Source organism: Rhodoplanes sp. SY1 (genome assembly GCF_046000175.1).
In the GTDB taxonomy this organism is placed as follows: Bacteria; Pseudomonadota; Alphaproteobacteria; order Rhizobiales; family Xanthobacteraceae; genus Rhodoplanes.
In genome coordinates this window covers 19,698-42,555 of record NZ_JBEOMB010000045.1, presented here as the reverse complement: position 1 = coordinate 42,555, position 22,858 = coordinate 19,698, and the positions used below count along the sequence as shown (strand labels likewise).

The 22,858-nt window shown below is 70.5% G+C and carries 23 protein-coding genes and 1 pseudogene; 17 read left to right on the top strand and 7 right to left on the bottom strand.

The genetic code is table 11. The features are described 5' to 3' along the window. Positions 1-45 precede the first annotated feature (45 nt). The 17 genes and pseudogenes from ABTU92_RS12880 to ABTU92_RS12800 all read left to right on the top strand — a co-directional run bounded on the left by ABTU92_RS12880 (position 46) and on the right by ABTU92_RS12800 (position 18,086). The gene (locus tag ABTU92_RS12880) at positions 46-1,293 is read left to right on the top strand and encodes a glycosyltransferase family 9 protein (RefSeq protein WP_408091183.1); all 1,248 of its coding nucleotides are present in this window, start codon (positions 46-48) and stop codon (positions 1,291-1,293) included. A gap of 62 nt (positions 1,294-1,355) precedes the next feature. Further along, the gene (locus ABTU92_RS12875) at positions 1,356-2,459 is read left to right on the top strand and encodes an inositol-3-phosphate synthase (RefSeq protein WP_408091181.1); all 1,104 of its coding nucleotides are present in this window, start codon (positions 1,356-1,358) and stop codon (positions 2,457-2,459) included. A 19-nt stretch (positions 2,460-2,478) separates the two neighbouring features. Beyond that, positions 2,479-3,078 (top strand): histidine phosphatase family protein, encoded by a 600-nt coding sequence (locus ABTU92_RS12870; protein WP_408091179.1) that lies wholly within the window; start codon positions 2,479-2,481, stop codon positions 3,076-3,078. Next, positions 3,075-4,220 (top strand): glycosyltransferase, encoded by a 1,146-nt coding sequence (locus tag ABTU92_RS12865; RefSeq protein ID WP_408091177.1) that lies wholly within the window; start codon positions 3,075-3,077, stop codon positions 4,218-4,220. Before ABTU92_RS12870 ends, ABTU92_RS12865 begins: the two co-directional genes overlap by 4 nt. A gap of 2 nt (positions 4,221-4,222) precedes the next feature. Further along, the gene (locus ABTU92_RS12860) at positions 4,223-5,020 is read left to right on the top strand and encodes a sugar phosphate nucleotidyltransferase (protein ID WP_408091175.1); all 798 of its coding nucleotides are present in this window, start codon (positions 4,223-4,225) and stop codon (positions 5,018-5,020) included. Continuing rightward, entirely contained in the window at positions 5,017-5,820 is an 804-nt protein-coding gene (locus ABTU92_RS12855; protein ID WP_408091173.1) for a TIGR04290 family methyltransferase, read from the top strand. Before ABTU92_RS12860 ends, ABTU92_RS12855 begins: the two co-directional genes overlap by 4 nt. Next, entirely contained in the window at positions 5,817-6,746 is a 930-nt protein-coding gene (locus ABTU92_RS12850; RefSeq protein WP_408091171.1) for a beta-xylosidase, read from the top strand. Before ABTU92_RS12855 ends, ABTU92_RS12850 begins: the two co-directional genes overlap by 4 nt. Before the next feature lie 166 nt (positions 6,747-6,912). After that, positions 6,913-8,120 (top strand): annotated as a pseudogene (locus tag ABTU92_RS12845) (phosphopentomutase). A gap of 103 nt (positions 8,121-8,223) precedes the next feature. Further along, a complete protein-coding gene (locus ABTU92_RS12840; protein ID WP_408091169.1) occupies positions 8,224-9,351 on the top strand; it encodes an NAD-dependent epimerase/dehydratase family protein in 1,128 nt (375 codons plus the stop codon). Beyond that, positions 9,351-10,631: a TIGR04295 family B12-binding domain-containing radical SAM protein gene (locus tag ABTU92_RS12835; protein ID WP_408091167.1), complete on the top strand. Its 1,281-nt coding sequence runs from the start codon at positions 9,351-9,353 to the stop codon at positions 10,629-10,631. The genes ABTU92_RS12840 and ABTU92_RS12835 overlap by 1 nt, the downstream gene beginning before the upstream one ends. Next, positions 10,628-11,770, top strand: coding sequence for a glycosyltransferase family 4 protein (locus ABTU92_RS12830; RefSeq protein ID WP_408091165.1), 1,143 nt, complete (start codon positions 10,628-10,630; stop codon positions 11,768-11,770). The genes ABTU92_RS12835 and ABTU92_RS12830 overlap by 4 nt, the downstream gene beginning before the upstream one ends. Then, positions 11,767-12,909 (top strand): glycosyltransferase, encoded by a 1,143-nt coding sequence (locus ABTU92_RS12825; protein WP_408091163.1) that lies wholly within the window; start codon positions 11,767-11,769, stop codon positions 12,907-12,909. Before ABTU92_RS12830 ends, ABTU92_RS12825 begins: the two co-directional genes overlap by 4 nt. Then, positions 12,906-14,006, top strand: coding sequence for a glycosyltransferase (locus ABTU92_RS12820; RefSeq protein WP_408091161.1), 1,101 nt, complete (start codon positions 12,906-12,908; stop codon positions 14,004-14,006). Before ABTU92_RS12825 ends, ABTU92_RS12820 begins: the two co-directional genes overlap by 4 nt. After that, positions 14,003-15,115 carry a glycosyltransferase gene (locus ABTU92_RS12815; protein ID WP_408091159.1) on the top strand — a complete coding sequence of 371 codons (1,113 nt, stop codon included), beginning with the start codon at positions 14,003-14,005 and terminating at the stop codon, positions 15,113-15,115. The genes ABTU92_RS12820 and ABTU92_RS12815 overlap by 4 nt, the downstream gene beginning before the upstream one ends. A gap of 120 nt (positions 15,116-15,235) precedes the next feature. Continuing rightward, complete coding sequence (locus tag ABTU92_RS12810; protein ID WP_408091157.1) at positions 15,236-16,342, top strand: UDP-glucuronic acid decarboxylase family protein; 1,107 nt, start codon at positions 15,236-15,238, stop codon at positions 16,340-16,342. A 426-nt stretch (positions 16,343-16,768) separates the two neighbouring features. Beyond that, positions 16,769-17,629: an FAD binding domain-containing protein gene (locus ABTU92_RS12805; RefSeq protein ID WP_408091155.1), complete on the top strand. Its 861-nt coding sequence runs from the start codon at positions 16,769-16,771 to the stop codon at positions 17,627-17,629. A 97-nt stretch (positions 17,630-17,726) separates the two neighbouring features. Beyond that, positions 17,727-18,086 (top strand): hypothetical protein, encoded by a 360-nt coding sequence (locus tag ABTU92_RS12800; protein ID WP_408091153.1) that lies wholly within the window; start codon positions 17,727-17,729, stop codon positions 18,084-18,086. A gap of 55 nt (positions 18,087-18,141) precedes the next feature. Here ABTU92_RS12800 and ABTU92_RS12795 read toward each other — a convergent pair whose 3' ends face one another. The 7 genes from ABTU92_RS12795 to ABTU92_RS12765 all read right to left on the bottom strand — a co-directional run bounded on the left by ABTU92_RS12795 (position 18,142) and on the right by ABTU92_RS12765 (position 22,673). After that, positions 18,142-18,747: a hypothetical protein gene (locus ABTU92_RS12795; RefSeq protein ID WP_408091151.1), complete on the bottom strand. Its 606-nt coding sequence runs from the start codon at positions 18,745-18,747 to the stop codon at positions 18,142-18,144. A gap of 213 nt (positions 18,748-18,960) precedes the next feature. Continuing rightward, positions 18,961-19,677, bottom strand: coding sequence for a 50S ribosomal protein L1 (gene rplA / locus ABTU92_RS12790; RefSeq protein WP_408091149.1), 717 nt, complete (start codon positions 19,675-19,677; stop codon positions 18,961-18,963). A gap of 4 nt (positions 19,678-19,681) precedes the next feature. Continuing rightward, positions 19,682-20,110 (bottom strand): 50S ribosomal protein L11, encoded by a 429-nt coding sequence (rplK, locus tag ABTU92_RS12785; protein WP_111355514.1) that lies wholly within the window; start codon positions 20,108-20,110, stop codon positions 19,682-19,684. A 302-nt stretch (positions 20,111-20,412) separates the two neighbouring features. Continuing rightward, a complete protein-coding gene (nusG, locus tag ABTU92_RS12780) occupies positions 20,413-20,943 on the bottom strand; it encodes a transcription termination/antitermination protein NusG (protein ID WP_111355535.1) in 531 nt (176 codons plus the stop codon). A 17-nt stretch (positions 20,944-20,960) separates the two neighbouring features. Beyond that, on the bottom strand, positions 20,961-21,158 hold the full coding sequence (secE, locus tag ABTU92_RS12775) for a preprotein translocase subunit SecE (RefSeq protein ID WP_111355511.1): 198 nt from the start codon (positions 21,156-21,158) through the stop codon (positions 20,961-20,963). 474 nt (positions 21,159-21,632) lie between these two features. Next, complete coding sequence (locus ABTU92_RS12770) at positions 21,633-22,304, bottom strand: hypothetical protein (protein WP_408091146.1); 672 nt, start codon at positions 22,302-22,304, stop codon at positions 21,633-21,635. A 174-nt stretch (positions 22,305-22,478) separates the two neighbouring features. Beyond that, positions 22,479-22,673, bottom strand: a complete 195-nt coding sequence (locus ABTU92_RS12765) for a hypothetical protein (protein ID WP_408091144.1) — start codon at positions 22,671-22,673, stop codon at positions 22,479-22,481. Between the last annotated feature and the right edge of the window lie 185 nt (positions 22,674-22,858).

The window sequence follows — 22,858 nt, the reverse complement described above, 5'->3', positions numbered from 1 at the left end:
GGCGCGATCGCGCGATCGGCCAAAGAGTCCGACGCGGGAGGCAGGATGGGCGACACGACGGCCCCCAACGACACGATCCCCGCCGCGGCGGCCGATCCGTGGACGGAGGCGATGCGGCGCGGCGATTTCGCCGCCGCCTGGGCGATCAGCGATCGCGTGCTGGCTGATCGTCGCGCGCGCGGCGAGACCGGCTGGCACCGGCCGCGCCACGAGCAGCTCGTCTGGACCGGCGCGCCGCTCGCCGGACGGCATGTGCTGGTCCGCTGCTACCACGGTCTCGGGGATACGTTGCAGTTCGTGCGCTTCGCCGCGCCGCTGCGGACCATCGCGGCGCATGTCACCCTCTGGGTCCAGCCGGCGGTGCTACCGCTCGTCGCCACCGCGCCCGGCGTCGACGCCGTGCTGCCGCTGCACGACGGCACGCCGGAGGTCGACTACGACCTCGACATCGAGATCATGGAGCTCGCCCACGCGCTGCGGGCGACGCCGGACACGCTCGGGCCGGTGCCGTATCTGTTTCCGGAGCGGGCGAAGCAGATTCTCGATCGGGCGATCGTGTCGGATCACCGGCACGGCAGTCCGGTTCCCTCTCCCCGCACGCGGGGAGAGGGTGGCTCGCCGCGCAGCGGCGAGTCGGGTGAGGGGGCGTCTCCGTTTCCACGAGAGGCCCCCTCACCCGACATTCGCGCCGGACGCGCAAATGTCGACCTCTCCCCGCACGCGGGGAGAGGTATCGAGCCGCAGGCGGGGAACGGTATCGCGCTGCGCGCGGAGAGCGATATCGAGGGCCGCGCGCCACTGCGCATCGGCTTCGTCTGGACGGCCGGCGGCTGGGATCCGGGCCGCTCGATCCCGACCGACCTGATGAGACGCCTGTTCCAGCGCCTCGCCACGCTCGGCATCGAGCCCTGCATGCTCCAGCGCGGTCTCTCCAACAGCGAGCTGAAGTCGTTGCCGGCGCGAGACATCGGCAGCGACGACGTCCTGATCACGGCGCGACGGATGCAGGCGCTGGATCTCGTCGTCTCGGTCGATACCATGCCGGCGCACCTCGCCGGGGCGCTCGGCCTGCCCTGCGTGACGCTGCTGAAGGACGACTGCGACTGGCGCTGGATGACGCGGCGTGACGACACACCGTGGTACCCGAGCATGCGGCTCCTGCGCCGGCGCGCCGACGAGGACTGGCGGACCGTGCTCGACCGCCTCACTGCCATGCTGATCAGGGCCGTGCCGATCGGCCTTCACGGACCGGGGAACCTTCGTTCCGAGCGGACGTTGGCGAAACGTACATAGGTTCGCCCACACCGCCGCCGGCGGCGGCGGACCGAGGGGGATCTCATGACCCGGACGTTCCGATGACGAGTGCCGCCTCCGCAAGTGCAGCGTCGCGGCGCGTCCGTGTCGGCCTCGTCGGCGTCGGCAACTGCGCCTCCGCGCTGGTGCAGGGCCTCTTCCATTACCGCGACGCCCACGAGAACGAGCCGGTCCCCGGTCTGATGCACGCCGACCTCGGCGGCTATCGCGTGCGCGACATCGAGATCTCGGCGGCCTTCGACGTCAACGCCAGGAAAGTCGGCCGCGACGTCGCCGAGGCGATCCTCGCGCCGCCGAACAACACCATCCGGTTCGCCCGCGTGCCGCCGCTCGGGGTGAGCGTGATGCGCGGCCGCACGCTCGACGGCATCGGCCGCTGCCTCACCGACGACGTGCCGGAATCGCCAGAGCCCGAGGTCGATGTCAGCCGGGCGCTGAAGCAGACCGGCACCGACGTGCTGGTCTCGTACCTGCCGGTGGGCTCCCAGAAGGCGACCGAGTACTACGCCGAATGCGCGCTCGATGCCGGCTGCGCCTTCGTCAACTGCATCCCGGCCTTCATCGCGTCGAACGACACCTGGCGCCGCCGTTTCGCGGCACGCGGCATCCCGCTGATCGGCGACGACATCAAGAGCCAGGTCGGTGCCACCATCGTGCATCGCGTCCTCGCGCATCTGTTCGGCGAGCGCGGCGTGCGGCTCGACCGCACCTATCAGCTCAATTTCGGCGGCAATGCCGACTTCAAGAACATGCTGGAGCGCGAGCGGCTCGACTCCAAGAAGATCTCCAAGACACGCGCCGTGTCGAGCCAGCTCGACGTGCCGCTCGCCCCCGACGACATCCACATCGGTCCGAGCGATCACGTGCCGTGGCTCGAGGATCGCAAGTGGGCACACATCCGCATGGAGGGCGCCGGCTTCGGCGGCACGCCGCTCAATCTCGAGCTGAAGCTCGAGGTCTGGGACTCGCCCAACTCCGCCGGAGTCGTGATCGACGCCGTGCGCTGCGCCAAGCTGGCGCTCGACCGCGGCATCGGCGGCGCCCTCGAAGGCCCGTCGGGCTGGTTCATGAAGTCGCCACCCGTGCAGTTCACCGATCACGAGGCGCGCCTGCGCCTCGACGCCTTCATCGACGGAGAGGGTTGACGATCCGGACAGCGCCGCGATGACCACCACCTTCTTTCTGGTCCGCCATGCTCCCCACGGGCTGCAGGACCGCGTGCTGGTCGGCCGCACGCCGCGCATCGGCCTGTCCGCCGACGGCCGGCGACAGGCGGCGATGCTCGCCCTTCGCTTGTCCGCCGAGGCCCTCACGGGCGTGCATGCCAGCCCGCGCGAGCGCGCCCAGGAGACGGCGAACCCGATCGCCGAGGCGGCCCGCGTCGTCGTCACCATCTCGCCGGATCTCGACGAGGTCGACCTCGGCTCGTGGACCGGCCGCGGCCTCGCCGAGATCGCCGACGATCCAGAGTGGCGACTGTGGAACGAGGATCGCGGACAGGCGCGCGCTCCGGAGGGCGAAAGCATGCGGGCGGTGCAGCAGCGCGTCGTCGGGCTGCTCGACCGGCTGTCGCGAACGCATCCCGACGGCCGGATCGCCGCGGTGAGCCATGGCGACGTGATCCGGGCGGCGCTGCTCCACTATCTCGGCATGACGCTCGATGCCTACGACCGGCTCGAGGTGAGTCCCGCCAGCGTGTCGACCCTGGTGGTCGGCACGTGGGGCGCCAAGCTCCTCTCGCTGAACGAACGGGTCGCGGCATGAAGATCGTCGTGTTCGGCCTCACCGTCTCGTCGACCTGGGGCAACGGCCACGCCACGCTGTGGCGGGGCCTGATCGCGGCGCTCGCAGCGCGTGGCCATCACACCACGTTCTTCGAGCGCGACGTCCCCTATTATGCGGCGAACCGCGATCTCGAGGCGCTTCCGGACGGCGATCTGATCCTCTATCGCGACCTCGCCGAAATGCGCGCCCGCATCGACGCCGTGCTGGCGGACGCCGACGTGGCGATCGTCACGTCCTACTGTCCTGACGGGCCCGCCGTATCGGCCATGGTGCTCGACGCCCCGCGGCCGGTCCGCGTCTTCTACGATCTCGACACGCCCGTGACGCTCGCCACGCTACGCGACGGCGACACGGTCCCGTATCTTCCCGCAGGCGGCCTCGCCGGCTTCGACCTGGTGCTCAGCTACACGGGCGGCCGCGCGCTCGACGAGCTGATCACGCGGCTTCACGCTCGGCGCGCCGCGCCGCTCTACGGCCATGTCGATCCGCGCGTGCATCATCGCGTGCCGCCGGTGTCGCACTACATCGCCGACCTCTCCTATCTCGGCACCTATGCGAGCGACCGCCAGCCGGCCCTGGAGACGTTCCTGCTCCAGCCGGCGACGCGCTGGCGCGACCGGCGCTTCGTCATCGGCGGCGCCCAGTACCCCAAGGAGTTTCCCTGGAGCGACAACATCTGGTTCGTGCGCCACCTGCCGCCGGCCGAGCACGCCGCCTTCTTCTCCTCGTCGCGCCTGACCCTCAACATCACCCGCAAGGCGATGGCCGCGATGGGCTGGTGCCCGTCGGGCCGGCTGTTCGAGGCCGCCGCCTGCGGCACCGCCATCGTCACGGACGACTGGGAGGGACTGGAGACGTTCTTCTCGCCCGGCACCGAGGTGCTGGTCGCCCGCGGCTCCGAGGACATCGACGCGGCGCTCGCGCTGTCGGACACCGAGATCGCCAGGCTCGGGCGGGCCGCGCACGATCGGGTGATGGATGCGCACACGGCGGCGCACCGTGCCGTCGCCTTCGAGCATCTGATCGAGGCCGCGGCCGCACCGGGCGTCGCCCCGTTCGAAGCGATCGCGCCGGCGCCCGCCGATCCCGTCCCGTCCCCATCCACCATCGTGGAGGCCTGACCATGTGGGGCATCGTGCCGGCCGCAGGCCGCGGCAGCCGCATCCAGCCACTCGCCTTCTCCAAGGAGCTGCTGCCGGTCGGCAGCCGCCCGACCGAGACCGGGGAGCGTCCGTGCGCGGTGAGCGAGTATCTGGTCGAGCGCATGATCCTGGGCGGCGCGACGAAGATCTGCTTCGTCATCTCGCCCGGCAAGTCGGACATCATGGAGTATTACGGCGCCGCCTACGGGGCGGCCGACATCGCCTACATGGTGCAACCGCGCCCGGTCGGCCTGTGCGACGCGATCTTCCGCCCCGCCCCACTGATCGCCGCGGACGAGCCCGTCGTGGTCGGCCTGCCGGACACGGTCTGGTTTCCCGCCCATGCACTCGCCGCGCTGCCGGACGACCGGCTCTCCTTCCTGCTGTTCCCGGTCGACCGGCCCGACCTGTTCGACGCGGTCGAGCTGGACGGTGCCGACCGGGTCACGGCCATCCGGGTGAAGCAGAAGGACGCGCGCTCGCGCTGGATCTGGGGCGCCTTCAAGATGCCGGGCCGGGTCTTCCACGAGCTCGCTGCGCTGTGGCGCCGGCCCGGCCGCGGCGACGAGTATGTCGGCACGCTGGTCAATGCCTGGCTCGCCGAAGGCGGCCGCGCGATCGGCGTGAAGGCCGGCGCCGCCTATGTCGACGTCGGCACCGTTCATGGCTACCGGGCCGCCGTCGGCCTGCTCGGTGACGGCATCGCCCCGGGGCAGACGATGCTGCCGGTCGGCACCGGCGTGCGATCCGCCGATCCGCCGGAGGTGCGCCTGCCATGACCCAGACCGGATCGACGGCCGCGCTCCGCCCGACGCGGCGTCTGTCCCGCGACGCCATCGCGGCCCGCGCAAGAGCGCTCGGGCCGTGGTTCCACAATCTCGATCTCCATGGTGTACGAACCGCGCCAGATCACTTCCTCGGCGATTATCCGGCCGTGAAGTGGAGGAACTTCGTGCACGCGCTGCCCGACGACTTGACCGGCAAGAGCGTGCTCGACATCGGCTGCAACGGCGGTTTTTATTCGATCGAGATGAAGCGCCGCGGCGCCGCCCGCGTGCTCGGCATCGACTCGGACGAGGACTATCTGGCGCAGGCACGCTTCGCCGCCGAGGTGCTGGATGCCGACATCGAGTTTCGCCGCTTGTCTGTCTACGAGGTCGGCGCGATCGGCGAGACCTTCGATCTCGTGATCTTCATGGGCGTGCTGTATCACCTGCGCCACCCGCTTCTGGCGCTCGATCTGATCAGAACCCACGCCGCCCGTGATCTTCTGCTCTTCCAGTCGATGCAGCGCGGCAGCACGGACGTGTTCGAGGCGGCGGCGGATTACGACTTCTGGCAGGCCGAGCAGTTCGACGATCCGGGCTGGCCCAAGCTTCATTTCGTCGAGCAGCGTTACGCCGGCGACCCGACCAACTGGTGGGTGCCGAACCGCGCCTGCGTCGAGGCGATGCTGCGCAGCGCCGGCTTCGTGGTCGCGGCGCATCCCGAGCCGGAAGTCTTCCTCTGCCGCTGCACCGCGCCCGATGCCGGCGCCGCGGCGGAGCTCCCCAACCTCGGAGCCCGACCGCCGTCATGATCGAAGCCGCGATGATCTGGAACGAGCCCAACAACAAGTCGCATTGGGATCCGGAGATCGACCCCGACTGGTCGCGCTTTTCCGAAATGGCGATCCTGGCGGGCAAGGCGATCGCCGCCGTCGATCCAACATTGCCGCGCGTGCTCGGCGGCATCTCGCCGATCGATCCGACCTTCATCGCCAATCTGGCCGGCCGCGGCGTGCTCGACCACGTCGACGTCGTCGCCGTGCACGGCTTCCCGCTCGACTGGAACCTGTGGAGCATTCACGACTGGCCGAGCAAGATCGACGAGCTCCGCGCCGTCACGTCGCTGCCGATCTGGGTGTCGGAGGTCGGCGTCTCGACCTTCGGGGCCGAGGAGGTGCAGGTGTTCGGCGTGAACCGCACGGCCGAGCTGCTGGTCGGCAAGGCGCCGCGCATCCACTGGTACAGTCTCTGGGACCTGCCGCGCGCCTGGCCGGCGACGACCCGCCACAAGGAGGCAGAGGGCTCGTCCTATTACCGGCATTTCGACATGGGGCTGCTGCGCGAGGATGGCACGCCCAAGCTGGCGCTCGAGCATTTCGCCCGCCACACGCCGGCGCTCGGCCTGTGCCAGTGGTTCCACTACCAGGACCACCGGCTCGACGAGGCGGTGGCCTGGATGAAACGGCTCGGCGTCACCTATCTGCGCACCGGGTTGTCCTGGGCCGACAGCTTCCGGCCCGATGCCCTCGCCTGGTTCGACCGCCAGATGGAGGCGCTCGCCGACTTCGACGTGACCGTCACGTTCTGCTTCACGCCGGAGCATCTCGGTCTCGTTCCGCATCACACGAGCGCACCGCGCGACCCGCGCGCCTTCGCCGACTTCTGCGCCGCCATGATCGCGCGCTATGCGGCGCACCGCACGCCGCCGCGGCCTGTCCTCACCGCCTGTCCAGCCTGAGCCCGGCAGCGCCCTCGCGCCGACGCTGCGCCCCGCGCTCCGTCCTCGGGCGAATGCGACCGTCATCGCCTTCGTTGATAGGCCGCGGCCTGACGGCCCTCCCGCAGCAGCCGAGCCGAGGATCGGTTATAAGGAAACCTGCCACACCGCTGGTTTCGAGGAGATCATGGCCCGCGCGTTCCTCCTGGTTCTCGATTCCGTCGGTATCGGCGGCGCCCCGGACGCGGCGCGCTACGGCGATGCCGGGGCCGACACGGTCGGCCACATCGCCGAGGCGTGCGCGCGCGGACTCGCGGATCGCGTCGGGCTTCGCGAAGGACCGTTGATGGTGCCCAATCTGGTCCGGCTCGGCCTCGGCGAAGCCTGCCGGCTGGCGACCGGCCGCGTCCCGCCGCGCTCGCCGGCAGTACGCCGCCGATCGGCGGCTTCGGCTGCGCGGCGGAGACCTCGCGCGGCAAGGACACGCCGTCCGGCCACTGGGAGATCGCCGGCTGCCCGGTGACGTTCGACTGGGGCTACTTCCCGAGCAGCGTGCCGAGCTTTCCGCCGGACCTGATCGCGGCGCTGTGTCGGGAGGCGGACCTCCCCGGCATCCTCGGCGACCGTCACGCCTCGGGCACCGAGATCATCGCGACGCTCGGCGAGGAGCACGTGCGCACCGGCAAGCCGATCTGCTACACCTCGGCCGACAGTGTCTTTCAGATCGCCGCCCACGAGGAGGCTTTCGGCCTCGCGCGGCTCTACGACGTCTGCCGCGTCGCACGCCGGCTGGTCGATCCCATGATCATCGGCCGGGTGATCGCCAGACCGTTCACCGGCAGTTCGGCGAACGACTTCGTGCGCACCGGCAACCGCAAGGACTTCGCCGTGCCGCCGCCGGGGCCGACGATCCTGGACGCTGCGACCGCGGCACGCCGCGACGTGATCACGATCGGAAAGATCGGCGACATCTTCGCCCATCGTGCGACCGGCCGGGAATGGCCGGCGAGCGGCAACGCCGCGCTGTTCGCGCGCACGCTCGACGGCGTCGACGCGCTCGCCGAGGGCGGGCTTCTGTTCGTCAACTTCATCGACTTCGACAGCCTCTACGGCCACCGTCGCGACGTCGCTGGCTACGCCGCCGCGCTGGAGGCGTTCGACCGCGGACTGCCGGACCTGTTCGCACGGCTGCGCGCCGACGATCTCGTCGTGATCACGGCGGATCACGGCTGCGATCCGACTTGGTCGGGCACCGATCATACGCGCGAGCAGGTCCCGGTGCTGACCTACGGGATAGGACGGTCGGCTCTCGGTGTTCTGACGACCTTCGCGGGCGTGGCCGGAGCGGTCGCGAGCCACCTCGATCTTCCCTGGCCGCCGCACGTACGCGGCTGATTCCGCCAGCAGCTTACCGATTCGGTGCCGCCACACCTTCGTGCAGGAACAATGATCCGGACGTCGCGTTCGCCCATCGTCGGATCGACGAAAGGGAGAGACGATGGCGCGGCGTGTTCTGGTGACTGGGGGAGCGGGTTTCATCGGGTCCCATGTCACGGATCTCCTGCTCGAGCGTGGTGATCAGGTCCGAGTTCTCGACACCCTCGACCCGCAGGTGCACGGCCCCGACGCGCGCGGCGCCCGCCGGCCCCGTCACCTCTCGCCCGAGTCCGAGCTGATCGTCGGCGACGTCCGCGATGCCGACGTCCTGTCGAAGCTGCTGGCCGACACCGACGCCGTGATCCATCTGGCCGCCGCCGTCGGCGTCGGCCAGAGCATGTACGAGATCGTCTCGTACACGGACACCAACGACCTCGGCACCGCGGTGCTGATGGAGGCGCTGCTGCGCCGGCCGGTCGAGCGCCTGGTCGTCGCCTCGTCGATGAGCGTCTATGGCGAGGGCCTCGCACGGCGTCCGGACGGCACGCTGGTCGAGCCGGCCGACCGCAGCGCCGATCAGCTCCGTCGTGGCCGCTGGGAGCCCGAGGATCACGACGGCACGCCGCTCGAGGCGGTGCCCACGCCGGAGACCAAGCACCCCGCCCTCAACTCGATCTATGCGCTCAACAAGTACGTGCAGGAGCGCATGGCGCTGATCACCGGCCGCGCCTACGGCATCCCGACCGTCGCGCTGCGATTCTTCAACGTGTTCGGGCCGCATCAGGCGCTGTCCAACCCCTACACGGGCGTGCTGGCGATTTTCGCCGCACGGCTTCTCAACCGACGCCCTCCGCTGGTGTTCGAGGACGGCGCGCAGCGGCGGGACTTTGTTCATGTGCGCGACGTCGCGCGCGCCTGCCTGCTGGCACTGAGCACGGAGACGGGCGTCGGCGAGGTGTTCAACGTGGGCTCCGGGGCGAGCCGCACCATTACGTCGGTCGCGCACGACCTCGCCGGCGTGATGAACGCGAGCGACCTCGCCCCGCACATCACCGGAAAGTTCCGCACCGGCGACATCCGCCACTGCTTCGCCGACCTGAGCAAGAGCCTCAGCCGCCTCGGCTACGCCCCACAGGTCGACTTCCAGACGGGCCTGACCGAGCTCGCCGAGTGGCTCGCGACCGAGATCGCGGTCGATCAGGTCGAGCACGCGACCGCCGAGCTCGAGCGGCGCGGCCTGGTGGCGTGATGCGGGTCGCCCTCGTCAATCCGCCCTGGCGCTACGATGGCAGCATCTATTTCGGCTGCCGGGCGCCGCATCTGCCGATCGAGCTCGGTTGCGCGGCGCAGCTTCTCGCAGCGGCCGGGCACGAGACGCGGATCATCGACGCGCATCTGTTCGGGCTGTCGCTCGCCGATCTGACCGATCAGGTGCGGACGATGACGCCGGACATGATCGTGATCACGACGGCGCCGACCTATCTGTTCTGGCGCTGCGCGCCGCCCGAGCTTCGGGTTCCGCAGGAGACGGCGAGGGTGCTGCGCGATCTCGCGCCGATTCTCGTCGCGATCGGGCCGCACGGCTCGACCACGCCGCGCGCCGCGCTGACCAAGCTCGCCGTCGACGTGGTGGTGATGGGCGAGAGCGAGGAGACGCTGGTCCGTCTCGCCGCCGGCGAGCGCGACGCAGTTCCGGGCCTCTGCTATCGCGACGCGGGGACGATCCGGGTGCAGGGCGGCCCGCAAGCGGCGCGTTTCGTCGACATGGCGCCGCTCGCCTGGCCCGATGCCTTCGTCGCCCGCCACCGGCATCATCACCACCGCTTCGATGCCGAGCCGACCGGGCCCGGCGCCGAGGTCGAGGCCTCGCGCGGCTGTCCCTACAACTGCACGTTCTGCGCCAAAGAGAACTTCCGCAACGGCTATCGCCGCCGCCCAGCGGCGTCGGTGCTGGAGGAGATTTCGCGGCTCCAGCGGCAGGGCGTCGAGTATGTCTACTTCATCGACGAGATCTTCCTGCCCAACGCGGAGCTTCTGGACGGGCTCGTCGGGCGCGGCTTGACGTTCGGCGTCCAGACCCGCATCGACCTGTGGAAGCCCGACCAGCTCGCGCTGCTCGGCCGCGCCGGCTGCGTCTCGGTCGAGGCCGGCGTCGAGAGCCTGTCGCCGGAAGGTCGCGACGCCCTCGGGAAAAAATGCCGGCTCACGACCGACGAGCTGGCCGAGCGGCTTCTCGCCGCCAAACGTCACATCCCGTTCGTCCAGGCGAACCTGATCGAGGTGCCGCAGGACGACGACGAGACCGTGCAGCGTTGGCGCGACACCATGCGGTCCGCCGGCGTCTGGGCGAACGATCCCGTGCCGCTGTTTCCCTATCCCGGCGCGCCGGACTACCGAAGGATGTGGGGCGAGCCCGACGACGACGCCTGGGAGCGCGCGCACGCCTGGTACCTCGCCCAGTTCGCCGGCTTCAGCGACATCCAGGAGGAGCGTCCGAAACCGCTGCACGAGCTGGAGTGCTGCGCATGACATTGCCGCGCCGGCGCGTGCTGATGACCGCCGACGCCGTCGGCGGCGTGTGGACCTATGCGTCCACGCTCGCCGCGGCGCTCGCGAGGCGTGGTCACGACGTGCTGCTGGTCACGCTCGGGCCGGAGCCGAGTCCGGGCCAGCGGGCCGGCGTCGCTGGGATCGACGGCGTGGAAATCGTCACGACCGACCTCGCCCTCGAATGGTTGGATCCGGAGGGGCACGACCTCGGCCGCGCCCGCGACGTTCTCGGCGCGATCGCCGAGGAGTGGGCGCCCGACATCATCCACCTCGGCGGGTTCCGCGAGGCCACCGTCCGGTTCGGGGCGCCGACCCTCGTGGTCGCGCACTCCTGCGTCCGCTCGTGGTGGCGGGCCTGCCGCGGCGGCGAGCCCGACGCGCCGCGCTGGCGACCCTATCGCGACAACGTCGCGGCCGGCCTCGCCGCCGCCGACGCGTGGGTCGCGCCGACCCGTGCGTTCCGCGACCTGATCACGTCGATCTACGCGCCGCGTCGCGACGGCATCGTGATTCCGAACGGCATCACACTCCCAGGCCGGCTCGCGCCGCACACCCGCCGACGCGTCGTGCTAGCCGCCGGCCGGCTGTGGGACGAGGCGAAGGGGATCGACACGCTGCTCGCCGCGGCACCCACCCTGCCCTGGCCGGTCCGCATCGCCGGGGCCGCGACGGCGCCCGACGGCGGAACCGCTGTCACCGCACCGGAAGGAGTCACGCTGCTGGGCACACTCGACCGGGCCGCGCTGCACGCCGAGATGCACGCCGCCGAGATCTTTGTCGCGCCGGCGCGCTACGAGCCGTTCGGCCTCACCATCGCCGAGGCGACCGCCTGCGGAGCGGCCCTCGTCCTCACCGATATCCCGACCCTGCGCGAGCTGTGGGACGGCGCCGCCGTGTTCGTGCCGCCCGGCGAGCCGGCCGCAGTCGCATCGGCGGTGACGGCACTCGCCGCCGACCCGGTCCGGCGCGCCGCGTTGCGACGGGCCGCGAAGGCGCGCGCCGGAACCTACACGGTCGACGCCATGACTGACCGTATCGAGAGGCAATACGACTTGATCGCGCGCGACGTGGGCCCGGCGATCGACGCGGCCTCCCGGACGCCGGAGGCCGTGGCATGAAGGTCGTGATCTTCTGCCACTCGATCGAATCCTGCTGGAACCACGGCAACGCGCACTTTTTGCGCGGCATTGCGCGCGAGCTGCTGCGCACCGGCCACGTGGTCGACGTGCACGAGCCGGCCGACGGCTGGAGCCGCACCAACGCGGTCGCCGACGGCGGCCCGGACGCGCTCGCGCCGGCGGCCGTGCTCGTCCCCGGCGTCGGGCTTCACCGTTACGATGCCGCCGGCCCGGATCTCGATCACGCGCTCGACGGCGCCGACCTCGTCCTGGCGCACGAGTGGAACGAGCCGGGCCTGATCGCCGCGCTCGGCGCCCGCCGTACGGCCGGCGGCCGGTTCCTGCTGTTCTTCCACGACACGCACCACCGGGCCGTCACGGCGCCGGACGAGATCGGGCGCTTCGATCTCGACGGCTATGACGGCGTGCTCGCCTTCGGCGAGGTGCTGCGCCAAGTCTATCTGATGCGTGGCTGGGGCCGCCGTGTCTTCACCTGGCACGAGGCCGCCGACACGGCCCTGTTCCGGCCGCTCCCGCGCGAAAAGGAACGGGATCTCGTGTTCATCGGAAATTACGGCGACGGCGAACGCGATGCGGAGCTGAAGACCTTCCTGATGGACCCGGTGGCGTCGCTCGGCCTCGCGGCGCGCGTGCACGGCGTGCGCTGGCCCGCGGCGGCGCGCGCCGAGCTCGCCGCACGCGACATCGATTACTCAGGATGGCTCCCCAACCACCGCGCGCCGGAAGCCTTCGCCCGCGCCCGCGTCACCGTCCATGTGCCGCGCCGCCCCTATGCCGAGGCGCTGCGCGGCATCCCGACCATCAGGATGTTCGAGGCGCTCGCCTGTGGCATCCCGTTGGTCAGCGCGCCCTGGGACGACTCCGAAGGCCTCTTCCCCGACGGCAGCTATCTGAAGGTCGCCGATCGCGACGGCATGACGGCGGCGCTCGCCGCCGTGCTGCGCGATCGCGACCGCGCCGAGACGCTCGCGCGCACGGGGCTCGCCGCGATCCGCGCCCGCCACACCTGCGCGCATCGCGTCGCCGAACTCTTCGACATCGTCGCCTCGGTTCGCGACGACCTCGCCTCTGCCTCCTCGGCCCGTTCCGCCGAGCTTATCAGGATCGCCGTGTCATGAGACTGCGCTTCTTCGGATCGAGCCTCGTCTCCTCCTACTGGAACGGGGCGGCCACCTACTATCGCGGGCTCCTGAAGGCGCTCGCCGCGCACGGCGTCGACGTCGTGTTCTACGAGCCCGACGCCTATCAGCGCCAGCAGCATCGCGACATCGCCGACCCGGCCTGGGCGCGCGTCGTCGTCTACCCGGCGACCGCCGAGGGCTGGCGCCGGGCGCTCGACGAAGCGGGCCGCGACGCCGATCTGCTGGTCAAGGCGAGCGGCGTCGGCGTCTTCGACCGCGAGCTGGAGATCGCCGTGCCGAGCGCCGTGCGCCCCGGCGCCGCCTGCGTCTATTGGGACGTCGACGCGCCGGCGACGCTCGACGCCGTCGCGGCGAACCCGAACGATCATCTGCGCGACGCCATCCCGCGCTACGATCTCGTCTTCACCTACGGGGGCGGCGAGCCGGTGGTCGACGCCTACACGGCGCTCGGCGCCCGCGCCTGCGTGCCGATCTACAACGCCGTCGATCCCGACACCCACCACCCGGTCGCGCCGCGCGACGAATGGCGCTGCGATCTCGGCTTTCTCGGCAACCGCCTGCCGGACCGCGAAGCGCGCGTCGAGGACTTCTTCCTCGGCGCCGCGGCGCGGCTGCCGGCGCGGAGCTTCCTGCTCGGCGGCGCCGGCTGGGAGGACAAGCCGATGGCGGCGAACGTGCGCCGGCTCGGTCACGTCGGCAGCGCCGATCACAACGCCTTCTTCTGCTCGTCGCTCGCCACCCTCAACATCAATCGCGCCAGCATGGCGCGCTACGGCTTCTCGCCGCCGACCCGCGTGTTCGAGGCGGCCGGCGCCGGCGCCTGCCTGATCACCGACCGTTGGGAGGGCATCGACCAGTTTCTCGAGCCGGAGCGCGAGATTCTCGTCGCCGACTCGGGCGCCGAGGTCGCCGCGCTGCTCGACGGTCTCGACGCGGCAACGGCGCGCCGCATCGGGGTGGCCGGGCATGCCCGCGTCCTCGCCGAGCACACCTACGCGCACCGCGCCCGCACCGTGCTGGACCGGCTCGGCATTCCGGCGCGTCCGTCGCTCGGGCAGGAGGCCGCGGAATGACGCTCGACATCGTCGTCCTCGGCCTCTCGATCACGTCGTCCTGGGGCAACGGCCACGCCACGACGTACCGGGCGCTGATCAAAGCGCTGGCCGATCGCGGTCACCGCGTGACGTTTCTCGAGCGGGACGTCGCCTGGTATCGCGACCATCGTGATCTGGTCCGGCCCGACTGGTGCCGGATCGAGCTCTACGAGTCGCTCGCCGAGCTGCCGCGCCGGCACGGCGGCCTGGTGCGCGAGGCCGATCTCGTGATCCTCGGCTCCTTCGTGCCGGACGGCACCGCGATCGCCGACTGGGTGACGACCGAGGCGCGCGGCATCACGGCCTTCTACGACATCGACACGCCGGTGACGCTGAAGCGGCTCGAGCAGGGCGTCACCGACTACATCGCCCCTGCGTTGGTGCCGCGCTTCGATCTTTATCTGTCGTTCACCGGCGGCCCCGTGCTGGAGCTGATCGAGGAGACCTGGGGTGCGCGGGCGGCGCGGCCGCTCTATTGCGCCGTCGATCCGGAGCTGCACAGGCCGCACGACGTCGTTCCGCATCTCGCGCTCGGCTATGTCGGCACCTACAGTCCGGATCGCCAGCCGACGCTCGATCGGCTGCTGGTCGAGCCGGCGCGTCGCCTGCCGGCGCTGCGCTTCGCGGTCGCCGGGCCGCAGTATCCCCCCATGCTCGACTGGCCCGCGAACGTCGCGCGGATCGATCACCTGCCGCCGCAGGAGCACGCCCGCTTCTACTGCGGGCAGCGCTTCACCCTCAACGTCACCCGGGCCGACATGATCGCAGCCGGCTGGTCGCCGAGCGTGCGGCTGTTCGAGGCCGGTGCCTGCGGCGTGCCGGTCATCTCGGATCGCTGGGCCGGGCTCGATGCCTTCTACGCGCCGGGCTCCGAGATTCTGGTCGCGGACACGACCGAGGAGGCCATGGCGATCCTGCGCGACATGCCGGAGGAGCGCCGGCGCGACATCGCGGCGGCGGCACGCCGACGGACACTCGCCTGCCACACGGCGCGCGAGCGCGCCCGCGCGCTCGAGGACCACCACGCCGAAGCGCGGGCCGCGCGGGCGCGGGCCGTCGCGGCAAGAGCCGTGGATGCGGTCGCCTGACGACTTGATCAGGAACTCTCGTCGCCCGCACGCGGTTTGTAGAACGAGATCCGTCCGGCCGGGGCGGGATCGGGCGTCGAGCCCGGTTATCCGCCACGCGGCGCCGGGCCTGGCAGACGGATGACGAAAGAAACAGACGGATCACGAAGAAGGAGAGCGCGCGTGCCCCCGAGCCGAAGCCTGAACATCGTCGTCACCGGCGGAGCCGGATTCATCGGCTCACACCTGTGCGACCGGCTCGTCCACGAGGGCCACGCCGTGACCTGCGTGGACAATCTGTACACGGGTCGGTTCGACAACGTCCGGCCGCTGTCCAACCACTGCAACTTCAGCTTCGTCAAGGCGGACGTGCGCGAGCCGCTCGTGATCGAGGGCCCGGTCGACCGCATCTACAATCTCGCCTGCCCGGCCTCGCCGCCGCACTATCAGCGCGATCCGATCGGCACCGTGAAGACCTGCGTGCTCGGCGCCATCCATGCGCTGGAGCTCGCCCGCGCCACGGGCGCCCGCATCCTCCAGGCCTCGACCAGCGAGGTCTACGGCGATCCCGACATCCATCCGCAGCCGGAGAGCTACCGGGGCGCCGTCAACCCGGTCGGCCCGCGTGCCTGCTACGACGAGGGCAAGCGCTGCGCCGAGGCGCTGTTCTTCGATTATCGGCGGGTCCACGGCGTGTCCGTGAAGGTCGCCCGCATCTTCAACACCTACGGCCCGCGCATGCTGGAGAACGACGGCCGGGTGATCTCGAACTTCGTCGTGCAGGCGCTGCGCAACCAGCCGATCACGCTCTACGGCGACGGTTCGCAGACCCGCTCCTTCTGTTACGTCGACGATCTGCTCGACGGGCTCGAGCTGCTGATGGAGAGCGACGACGCGGTCACGGGGCCGTTCAACCTCGGCAATCCGCGCGAGGTCACGGTGAAGGAGATCGCCGACATGGTGCTGGCGCAGACCGGCTCGCGCTCGCGCCTCGCCTATCATCCGCTCCCGCAGGACGACCCGCGCCGGCGCAAGCCGGAGATCGCGGCGGCGGCCCGCACGCTCGGGTGGCAGCCGCGCATCGCGCTGGAGGACGGGCTGCGGTCGACCATCGACTATTTCGCCCTCGAGGTGGCGACGCCGACCGCGCCGGCGAAGCGGGCCGAGTCGAACGCTGTGATCGACGTCACAGCGCGGCCGAGCCGCAAGCGGCGCAGCGCGCTGTCGGCCGTGAGCGGCCCCGCCTGAACGATTCGCGCCGCCGCGTCCGCGTCAGCTTCCGGGCGGACGGGGGACGGGCGGCATCGCCGCGGCGGCGCAGTGACGAGGCGGCGAGCGCCTCCGGCCCGCTGTCCAGAACACCGGACTCAGGCCGTGTTCTGACAAATTGACAACGACCTGATTTCCGTGAGAGCAGGAACGTCCGGGGTTGCGTCAACCTCGGACTGTTTCGTGACGAGCCCGGCTCAGGACCGTGTTGGATCGCTGGACCTTCCTGTTTTCGGACGCGCCGCGTCCCGCGGCCCCGGCTCGCGCAACGAGACACGTCTGCGAGGCCCGCAACCGGAGCCTCGCGCGGATAATGCCGGCGCCGTCGGCCTCGCCCGTTCGGGCAATCGAAGGCGGGCCGTTCGATCGTGAGGATCGGGCGCGCTCCCGGCCGGGAGGCGCCCCATGAAGGAACCCTCGCTGGACGTCTGCATGGACGCTGCGCATTTCGATTATGTCCGGGTGCTCTGCGCCGAGGAGGCCGTCAACGTGCTGGCCCAGTGCGGCGAGCGCGGCGTGGTCATGGCGGGCGGTCAGTCGCTGATCCCGCAGATGAGCCTGCGGTCGACGGTCCCGCACGTGCTCGTCGACCTCGGCCAAGCCACCGAGCTGCGCATGATCGAGGCGCACGGCGACACCGTGATGGTCGGCGCCATGGTGACCCATGCGATGATCGAGGACGGGCTGGTGCCCGATCCGGTCGCCGGCATGCTGCCCTATGTGGCGCACGGCATCGCGCACCGCGACGTCCGCAACCGCGGCACGCTCGGCGGCACCGCATGCTGGGCCGACCCCTGCGCCGACTGGCCGACCGCCCTCGTCGCGCTCGACGCCACCATGGTGACGCTGTCGCCGGAGGGCGAGCGCCGCATCCCGATCACCCGCTTCTACCCCGAGGCGTTCACCAACGCGCTCGGCACCGCCGAGATCGTCACGTCGATCAGCCTGCCGCGATCGTCGAAGCGAGCGCGCTGGGGCTACTACAAGGTCACCCGGACGGTCAGCGAATCGGCCGACGCGATCGCTGCCGTGATCTCGGATCCGGAGCGCGGCGCCAGCCGCGTCGTGCTCGGCGGCCTGAAGTGCCCGCCGCTGATCCTCGCCGACGTGTCGAAGGCCTTCGCCGAGCGTCCGCCGGACCTCCCCGCCATGCGGCTCGAGGCCTGCGAGGAGATGATCGAGGGCCTGCCGGCCCTCGCCGACGCCAATCTCCACAACTACGCCTTCGCGCTCAGCCGCGCGCTGCGCAGCGCCTTCGGCGCCTGATCCGGCCGCAGCCCGCCGTCACGCCGTCGCCGGGGCCTGCCGGCGTGACGGAACGGCCTCTCCGGCGACGGGTTTCCCCGGGACAGGGAGACCCCGCATGGACCGTGACGAGACGCGCGCGAGACCGCCCGGAAAGGGCTTCGCCGATCAGGGCCAGGTGAGCGATGCCGACCGGCCTCTGCTGGAGACCCCCGGCGGCCGTTCGGCCGAGCGCGATCCTGCCGATCGCAGCGACTTCGACGACGAGGCCCGCCGGCGGGACGTCGGCGCGGTGCCGCGCAGCGCCGTGACGGGCGCGCACCAGCCCGGAACCGGCGCCGACGAGACCGCGGACGGACTGAGCGAGACCGAGGAGGCGACGCGACGCGCCGCCGAGGACATCGCCACCGGCCCCGGCGCGGAGGACCGTGACGAGGACACGCCGGTGTTCGAGCGCGGCGGCCTGCCGAAGGCGTGACGGAACGGGGGCTGCCCACCGCGGCCGGGCGGCGACGCCCCGAGGACCAGGCGGCTCAGTTGGCGCAGGTGGCGTGGAGCCGGCCGGCGGCCGCCGAGACGCCGCGCAAATCGAAGCTGAGCTCGCGCTCGCCGCCGCTCGTGCGCACCTGCAGGGCGAAGCTGCGGGCGGTGCGGAAGCGCTCCAGCAGCGCCGCCGGGTCGGGCGGCGCATAGGCGTTGCCGAGAATGCGCCAGCGCTCCGGGCTCGCCACCTGATCGAGCAGGACCGTCACGTCGACGTCGCCGACCGGCTCCGAGCCGGGCGGCCAGTCGAGGTCGAGGGCGAGCAGCTCGAGCGTGCCCTGCCGGCATTCCACGAGCAGCCCGGCCCGGCCGGGCTGCGCCATCGGCGTGCCGCGGCGCGTGAAGGAGAGCCCGTGCCCGACCAGCGTGGGCCGCTCGGCGTCGGGCCGCGGCACAGCCGCGAGCGGCATCGGCATGCGCACCACGAAGCCCGTCGTGATGGTCGTCTGCTGCGCCTGCACCCGAGCAGCGCCGGCGAGCGGCGCCAGGATGGCGATCAGAAACAGAGTCGATACTCGGCACAAGGTCACGCCGGGCACCTCCGGGTCTGCAGATCGGCCGATGCGGGTGCCGGAGCGCGAATCCGTCGAGGACATTCGATCATTGACGGAGTCTTAATGGCTTCGCGCCGACCGGCCAACGCTGTCGACCGTATCATGCGCGCATTCCCGCCCAGACTATGGCGACGAGCGGACACAATTCGGGCCGATCCACAGAGGCGAACCGTGTTGCGCGAATCGAAACGGCCGGGACTGGCCCGGCCGTTCCTCGTTCGTCTCGCACGCGGGCGACGCCCGCGTCGCGGCTCGTCAGTGCTGCGCGGCGGCGGCCGCGGCCAGGACGGTGCCCGGCTCGACCTTCACGCCCGGCCCCATCGTCGAGGAGATGGCGATCCGGTTGATGTACTGGCCCTTGGCGCCGGCCGGCTTGGCCCGCGACACGGCGTCGGCAAAGGCCTTGATGTTCTCGACCAGCTTGTCGGCGTCGAACGACGCCTTGCCGACGCCGGCGTGCACGATGCCGGCCTTCTCGACGCGGAACTCGACCGAGCCGCCCTTGGCGCCGGCGACGGCGCCCTTGACGTCCATGGTGACGGTGCCGACCTTCGGGTTCGGCATCATGCCGCGCGGGCCGAGCACCTTGCCGAGGCGGCCGACCAGCGGCATCAGGTCCGGGGTGGCGATGCAGCGATCGAAGTCGATGTTGCCGCCCTGGACGCGCTCGACCAGATCCTCGGCGCCGACCACGTCGGCGCCCGCCGCGCGGGCCTCGTCGGCCTTGGCGCCGCGCGCGAACACGGCGACCCGCAGGGTGCGGCCGGTGCCGTTCGGCAGGGTGACGACGCCGCGCACCATCTGGTCGGCGTGGCGCGGATCGACGCCGAGATTCATGGCGATCTCGATCGTCTCGTCGAACTTGGCGGTGGCCCGCGCCTTGACCAGGGTCACGGCCTCGGTGAGCGGGTAGAGCTTGTTGCGGTCGATGCCCTCGCGGGAGGCGACCACGCGCTTTCCATGTTCTGCCATCGGATCAGCCCTTCACGCTCAGGCCCATGGACCGGGCGGAGCCCTCGATCATGCGCATCGCCGACTCGATGTTGTCGGTGTTGAAGTCCTTCATCTTCTTCTCGGCGATCTCGCGCACCTGGGCCTGGGTGATCGAGCCCACGAAATCGCGGCCGGTCGCCTTGGCACCCGACTGGATGCCGGCCGCCTTCTTGAGGAAGTACGACACCGGCGGGGTGCGCATCTCGAACGTGAAGGAGCGGTCGGCATAGATGGTGATGACGACCGGGATCGGCGATCCCTTCTCCATCTGCTGGCTCTGGGCGTTGAACGCCTTGCAGAACTCCATGATGTTGAGGCCGCGCTGACCGAGCGCGGGGCCGATCGGCGGAGACGGATTGGCCGCTCCCGCCGGCACCTGAAGCTTCAGGTATCCTGTGATTTTCTTCGCCATGGCAAAGTCCTTCGCGCCGGCGCCGCCGGCTCGCAGGGTTCGTGGTGCGGATCAAGGGCGGTCGGCGAACCGTCCCTCCTCCCACGTATCGCCGCCGCCGTCGGCGCGAGGCCGGCGGCGGGGTGGCGGTTCTCTATCCCGGGACCGGGCCGGAGACAAGGGGGCGCCCCCGCGTGACGCCCGAGACGCCGGAGGAACCGACGCTCACCCGACTCGCCCCGCGCCCGACCCGCCGCCGACGAAAACGGCCGGGACGAAGCCCGGCCGATCGACGAAATTCCATGGTTGACAGGATGTTGCGGTCAGACCTTCTCGACCTGCCCGAACTCCAGCTCGACCGGCGTGGCGCGGCCGAAGATCGACACCGCGACCTTGATGCGCGAGCGGGCGTCGTCGACCTCCTCGACCACGCCGTTGAACGACGCAAACGGGCCGTCGGAGACCCGCACCTGCTCGCCGATCTCGAACGAGACGGTCGGCTTCGGCCGTTCGATGCCCTCCTGCACCTGATGCAGGATGCGGCCGGCCTCGGCCTCGGAGATCGGCATCGGCTTGTTGTCGCTGCCGAGGAAGCCGGTGACCTTCGGGGTGTTCTTGATGAGGTGGTAGGCCTCGTCGGTGAGGTCCATCTTCACCAGCACGTAGCCGGGGAAGAACTTGCGCTCCGAATCGACCTTGCGGCCGCGGCGCACCTCCTGGACCTTCTCCTTGGGCACCAGGATCTCGTCGAACAGGTGCTCGAGGTGGCGCTGGCGCGCCTGCTCGCGGATCGACTCGGCGACCTTGTTCTCGAAATTCGAATAGGCGTGAACGATGTACCAGCGCTTGCTCATGTCCATCATCCGCCGCGTCAGCGTCCGATCCCGAGCACGAGCGTCACGCCGAACCGGATCACCTGGTCGGCGAGCAGGAAGAAGATGGCGGCGCTCGCCGACATCACGAACACCATCAGGGTGGTGATCGCGGTTTCCCGCCGGGTCGGCCAGGTGACCTTCTCGGTCTCCGAGCGGACCTCCTGCAAGAACTTGAACGGGCTAACCTTCGCCATCGCCTCTTCCGATCGTCCCAAAATGCGTGAAAAGCCGCGCGGGCGACGGCCGGATCGCCGTCGGCTCCCTCTCCTCACGGACATCCTGCCGCGAGAGCCGCCCCCCGGCCGGGCTGTGCGATCGGCGACGCTCAGACCAGGCTGGAGTTGAGGAATTCCAGACGCCAGGAGGCTCGGATCGCAATCGAAATCGGGGCGGTCCCTGCAGACTCGTCCGAAACTTCGAACGTCTAGGTCGGCCCGTTTTACACGTTCGGGCGGGGCCGTCAACAGAACCCGGCCGATCCGGGTCGGCCGGGGCGCGGTTTTCTCCGGGAAATTCAAGGGCTCGAAGAACAGTCGAACGTCGCCGATCGGACCCGCTCGGCCACCGCGACCGGCCCCCTGAACGCCGACGGCTCGCCCAGGGGGCGAGCCGTCGCATCTCGATCCGTCCGGTCCCGTGGCGGTTTACGCCGCGACCGGCGCCGCCCTTCAACGGGCGTCGCTCTGGAACCCGCGCGTCTCCGCGCCGACCGTCACCTTGCGGCCGCGGTTGAGCGCGCGCAGCTTGTTCACCCAGTCTTCCGGGTACAGCAGGTTCGAGCTCGGCACCTCGAGGCCCATGTACTGGGCGATGTCGGAGATGAACGCGACGCAGTTGATGGTCGCGGCGTTCCACACCAGCGTGGTGGCCTGCTTGCGCTTGATGTAGGCAAACACCTTCTGGGCCTCGGCGTCCGTCAGGTACACCCGGTAGCTCGCGGTCAGGTACTGCTCGTCGAGATCGCCGTAGCTCTTGCCGGTCTCGGCCGGCACCGGGAGGATATGCCCGAGAATGTAGGGAATGACGCTGTCGGTCGCCGGATGCAGGCCGGCCACCTCGACGGCGCGCTGGCCCGACTTGCCGTACCAGATGAAGGCGTGGCCGTAGCTCGCCGCGGTGCGGGCGCGGAAATCGACATAGTAGCGGCCGCCGGACTTCGCGGCCGGCTTGGGCGGGCGCGGCGCGGCGACGTCGCCGTCCACCTGGCCGACGGCGGAGACGCGCGTCAGAGTGGTGCTCTGCGCCTGGGCCGCATCGATCGCGACGCCGCTCGACAGGACGATCGCTGACAGGCCGGCGACGATCGCGACGAGACGTTTGCGATTGAAAAGGTCGAACATCGAGGCCTCCTGGCTCACGGCACCGGTTGCTGCGGGACCGCAGGTCGAGCATAGCGACCAGCGGTCCCGGATGTTGCAGCGGACGGTCTTGTAACGGACGGTCTTGCAGCCGACGGTCATGGACCGGCCGAGAAGAGCGAGCCGGCCGAGCGATCGGCCGGCCCGAGACCTGTCTCAGTACTTCGCGACGACCGGGCCCTTGCCGATCGGAGCCTTGCCGATCGGCGCCTTGCCGATCGGAGCCTTGCCGATCGGAGCCTTGCCGACGGCCGCGACCGGCGGCGGCGGCTGCCGAACCGGCATGTCGGCGGCGAAGGCCGAGCCGACCAAGGCGAGACTGGCGGATGCGATGACTGCGAGTTTCAACATGTGAGCCCCCGTGATCTTTCCCCAAGTACCCACGTCCACCGTGAGCTGCCGAAGCGTCGTGCAAGACATCGGGCGGCGCAACCGTCGATAGCCCGAAAACGCCCTCCAGGCAGCGCATTCCGAAAGTATTGTTGCACCAAAGACACGCCTCACGGGCACGGCTAGCTCCTAGCACGCTCACGTTA